Origin of the sequence: Brooklawnia sp. (assembly GCF_049651565.1) — a bacterium.
Taxonomy (GTDB): Bacteria; Actinomycetota; Actinomycetes; order Propionibacteriales; family Propionibacteriaceae; genus Brooklawnia.
Window position 1 is genome coordinate 1 of sequence record NZ_JBASCI010000164.1, and the last position, 4,747, is coordinate 4,747.

Sequence of the window (4,747 nt, forward strand, 5' to 3'; positions counted from 1 at the left end):
TCGCCGTGGCTGAACAGCACCTCGTGCAGCTTCTCGCCCGGCCGCAGCCCGGTGTAGTGGATCTCGATCTGCTTGCCCGACTCGGCGATCAGCCGCTCGGCGACGTCCACGATCTTCACCGGTTCACCCATGTCGAGCACCAGCACGTCCCCCGGCTTGCCGATCGCGCCCGCCTGCAGAACCAACTCACACGCCTCCGGAATAGTCATGAAATACCTGGTCACCTCGGGATGCGTGACCGTGATGGGTCCGCCGCGGTCGATCTGCGCCCGGAAGGTGTACAGCACCGATCCGCGCGAACCGAGCACGTTGCCGAACCGCACCGACAGGTACGGCAGGTCGTAGTGCTGCGCATACCAGGCGGTCAGCCGCTCCGCGATCCGCTTGGTGCGGCCCAGCACGCTGGAGGCGTCCGCGGCCTTGTCGGTGGAGATGTTCACGAAGTGGGCCACCCCGACCTCGCGGGCGCAGCGCAACACGTTCAGGGTGCCGAGCACGTTGGTCTTCCAGCCCTCGATGGGGAAGCGCTCGAGCATCGGCAGGTGCTTCAGCGCCGCCGCGTGGAACACCACCTCCGGCCGGTGGGTGTCGAACACCTTCTGCAGCGCCTCGGCGTCCCGGATGTCGCACAGCACCATGTCGTCGGAATCGAGCAGCCCAACCCCGTACAGCGACAACTGCACCGCGTGTAGGGCCGACTCGTCCCGGTCGAGCAGCACCAGCTTGGCCGGCCCCAGCTTGTACACCTGGCGGGCCAGCTCCGAACCGATCGAACCACCCGCCCCGGTCACCAGCACCACCTTGTCGGTGATGTAGTCCGAGATCTCCGTCAGGTCGGTCTTGATAGGCCGTCTGCCCAGCAGGTCAGCCACGTTGAACTCGCGCAGCTCCCCCAACGAGACCCGGCCACCGATCATCTCGCGCACCGGCGGCACCACCACCAGCTTCAACCCGTACCGCTCGCAGCGGTCAGACACCGCCTTCAACAGCTTCGGGGTGGCATTCGAGATCGCCAGGATAACCACCTGCGCGCCGCGCTCCTGGGCGATCTGCACGAAATCACGACCGGAACCGCGAACCCGGTACTTCCGAACTCGCAGATTCCGCTTGTCCGGATCGTCGTCGACGAAGCCGACAATCGAGTAGGGCGGCTCCTCGGCGACGTCGATCAGGTGGGCGACCTGATGGCCGGCCTCGCCCGCCCCGTAAACCAGGGCCGGCACGCCGAGCTGTTCCGGGCTGCGCTGCATGTCCTTCAGCATCCGGAACACACCGCGTCCCGCAGCCATGAAGATCAACGCCAACGGAGGCAGCACCAGCGCCACCCCGCGCGGGAAGTTGGGCGACACGATCATCATCGTCAGCCCGAGCGGAACCGTGACACCCAGCAGCATCGTGCTCAGCGCCAACGCCTCGCTGAAGCTGCCCACCCGGAAACGACCCAGGCAGCGCATCGCGACCAGCCCCAACACGATCTGCAGCGCCATCGCGATGCCGGTGTAGACCAGCGCGGCGGCCCACTGCGGCCGGGAGAACCCCGAGTCGTAGCGCACCACGTACAGCACCAGCAGGGCGAACATCCAGGCGAAACAGTCCCAGGACGCGAGCATGGCCAAGCGCCACCGAACAGGGATTCGGTAGACCTTGGCGGTCAGCGGATTATGTAGACCTTGCGCGCCAAATGGGGGTGGCGTGCTGGCCTTGGCGGTTCCAGACACGGTCTGCAGTATAGCCCACGAAATGATCAACGTTGGAACCGGGTTGCCCGTGTTGCCTTATCATCCGAAGTCGTTGCGTGTTGCTGGTAGCCAGCCCCGCCCTCGGCCAGCGGGGGCTTGGGCTGCGGCGTGTCGCACTCCTAAACTGGCCAGATACGTCCACCGACCCACCAGCGTGGGCGTCCACCAGCAAGAAAGCGTGCCCATGGCCATCCCAACATTCGTCGACCACGCCCGGCTCACCGTCAGCGCCGGCAACGGCGGCCATGGCTGCGCCTCGGTGCACCGCGAGAAGTTCAAGCCGCTCGGCGGCCCCGACGGCGGCAACGGCGGCAACGGCGGCTCGGTGATCCTGCGCGTCGACCAGGGGCTCACCACCCTGGTCGACTACCACCGGCAATCCCAGCGCAAGGCGTCCAACGGCCAACCCGGCATGGGCGGCAACCGCAACGGCGCCAACGGCGACGACGTCGTGCTCGCCGTGCCGCCGGGCACCGTCATCACCGACCACGACACCGGCGAACTGATCGCCGACCTCGGCGAGGTGGACGAAGTGGTGGTCGCCGTCGGCGGCCGCGGTGGCCTGGGCAACGCTGCTTTGGCGTCCAACACCCGCAAGGCCCCCGGCTTCGCCCTGCTAGGTGAGGAAGGGGAGCAGCGGGTCATCGACCTCGAGCTCAAGGTGCTGGCCGACGTCGGGTTGGTCGGCTTCCCCAGCGCCGGCAAGTCCAGCCTGATCGCCGCCATCTCCGCCGCCAAACCCAAGATCGCCGACTACCCGTTCACCACCCTGGTGCCCAACCTCGGCGTGGTGGTGGCCGGCGAGACCACCTTCACCGTCGCCGACGTGCCCGGCCTGATCGAGGGCGCCAGCGAGGGTCGCGGGCTCGGCCACGACTTCCTGCGGCACATCGAACGCTGCCAGGCCATCGTGCACGTCATCGACTGCGCCACCTGGGAACCCGGCCGCGAACCCGTCGGCGACCTCGACATCATCGAACGCGAACTGGCCAACTACGGCGGCCTGGCCGACCGGCCGCGGCTGGTGGCCCTCAACAAGATCGACGTGCCCGACGCCCGCGACCTCGCCGAAATCGTCCGCCCCGACCTGACCGCCCGCGGCCTGCAGGTCTTCCCGATCTCCACCAAGACCGGCGAGGGCCTCACCGAACTGGTCTACGCGATGGCCCAGATCGTCGCCGAGCGCCGCGCCCAGCAGGACGCCGCCCCGCGTCCACGCACCATCATCAGGCCCGAACCGCTCGCCGACGACCGCGCCGCCCAGTTCACCATCAAACGCCAGGGCGACGGGCAGGGCGGCCACGTCTGGCGGGTCCGCGGCACCAAACCCGAACGCTGGGTCAGGCAGACCGACTTCACCAACCCCGAAGCCGTCGGCTACCTCGCCGACCGGCTCAACCGCATCGGCATCGAGGACGAACTGCTGGCCCTCGGCGCCCAACCCGGCGACGCGGTCGCCATCGGCGCCGGCGACAACCCGGTCGTCTTCGACTTCGCCCCGCAGGTCGAAACCGGCGGCGAACTGCTCGGCCGACGCGGCGAGGACGCCCGGCTCGACGACGTGCGGCCCTCGGTGCAGCGACGCCGCCAACTGGACGCCGAATACCACGCCGCCCGCCAACAGCAGATGGGCGACGACCGCGACGTCGACTGGCGCGAGCAGCACCGGCGCGCCCTGGTCGAAGAACTGGCACACGATTTCGAAGACGAGGATGAGTGAAGTGGCCCCCGATTTCGACGGCGCATTGACCGAGGAAGAAGTACGGCGCGAGGTGGTCGACGCCCGACGACTGGTGGTCAAGGTCGGGTCGTCGTCGCTGAGCAGCCAGGCCCACGGCCTCAACGTCGAACGGGTCGGCGCGCTGGTGCAGACCCTGGCCGACAGCCACGACGAAGGCCACGACGTGGTGCTGGTCAGCTCCGGGGCGATCGCCGCCGGACTGTCACCGCTCGGACTACGGCTGCGGCCCCGCGACCTGGCCCACCAGCAGGCCGCCGCCGCCGTCGGACAGGGGCTGCTGATGCAGCGCTACACCGAACTGTTCAACCAGCGCGGCATCCTGGTCGGGCAGGTGCTGCTCACCGTCGAAGACCTCACCCGCAAGGCCAGCTACACCAACGCCCTGCGCACCCTGGGCACCCTGCTGCGGATGGGTGCGGTGCCGATCATCAACGAGAACGACGCGGTGGCCACCCACGAGGTGCGGTTCGGCGACAACGACCGGTTGGCCGCCCTGACCGCCCAGCTGGTGCGGGCCGACGCGCTCGTCCTGCTCAGCGACGTCGACGCCCTGTACACCGCGCACCCCGACGAACCGGACGCCGAACCCATCACCTTCGTGCCCGACGTCGACCAGCTCGAGGTCGACACCTCCCGGGTCGGCTCCAGCGTCGGCACCGGCGGGATGACCACCAAGATCCAGGCCGCCCAGATCGCCACCAGCGCCGGCATCCCCGTCGTGCTCGCCCGCGCCGAGGCCATCGACCAGGTGCTCGCCGGTGAACAGGTCGGCACCGCGTTCTCACCCATCGACCGGCCCCGGCCCCGCCGGCTGCTGTGGCTGGCCCACGCGTCGGTCTCGCGCGGCGAACTGCACCTCGACGCCGGAGCCGTCCGCGCGGTCACCCAACGCAACGCCTCACTGCTGGCCGCCGGCATCACCAAGGTGGTCGGCGACTTCGTCTCCGGCGAACCGGTTGACCTGATCGACACCCACGGCAACCCCATCGCCCGCGGACTGGTCAACTTCGACGCCGCCGACCTGCCGCAAATGCTCGGCCGCAACACCCACGACCTGGCCGCCGAACTCGGCGTCCAGTACGAACGTGAGGTGGTGCACCGGGACGCCATGGTGCCGCTCAACCACGTCGGCGGGCTGGCCTGAGCGCGGGCTGCGGGTCGCCGGTGGGCGGACTGCCGGGCCGGGCTGCGGGTGCGACTAAGGTTGCGCTATGACTGACGTCGCTGCACTGGCCCGGGCCGCGCGCCTCGCCGCCCGGCAACTGGC

3 protein-coding genes are annotated in these 4,747 nt (G+C 69.2%); 2 read left to right on the top strand and 1 reads right to left on the bottom strand.

Translation table 11 applies throughout. The features are described from left to right. Positions 1-1,610 (bottom strand): polysaccharide biosynthesis protein (locus tag WBL05_RS07545; protein WP_424224892.1); only part of this gene is annotated, 1,610 nt, incomplete at its 3' end. Positions 1,611-1,923: 313 nt separating this feature from the next. On the opposite strand from WBL05_RS07545, the gene obgE reads away from it, so the two are divergent. Together obgE and proB are read left to right on the top strand one after the other, a co-directional pair. After that, complete coding sequence (gene obgE, locus WBL05_RS07550; RefSeq protein WP_424224893.1) at positions 1,924-3,459, top strand: GTPase ObgE; 1,536 nt, start codon at positions 1,924-1,926, stop codon at positions 3,457-3,459. Further along, entirely contained in the window at positions 3,452-4,624 is a 1,173-nt protein-coding gene (gene proB, locus WBL05_RS07555; RefSeq protein WP_424224895.1) for a glutamate 5-kinase, read from the top strand. The genes obgE and proB overlap by 8 nt, the downstream gene beginning before the upstream one ends. Positions 4,625-4,747 lie beyond the last annotated feature (123 nt).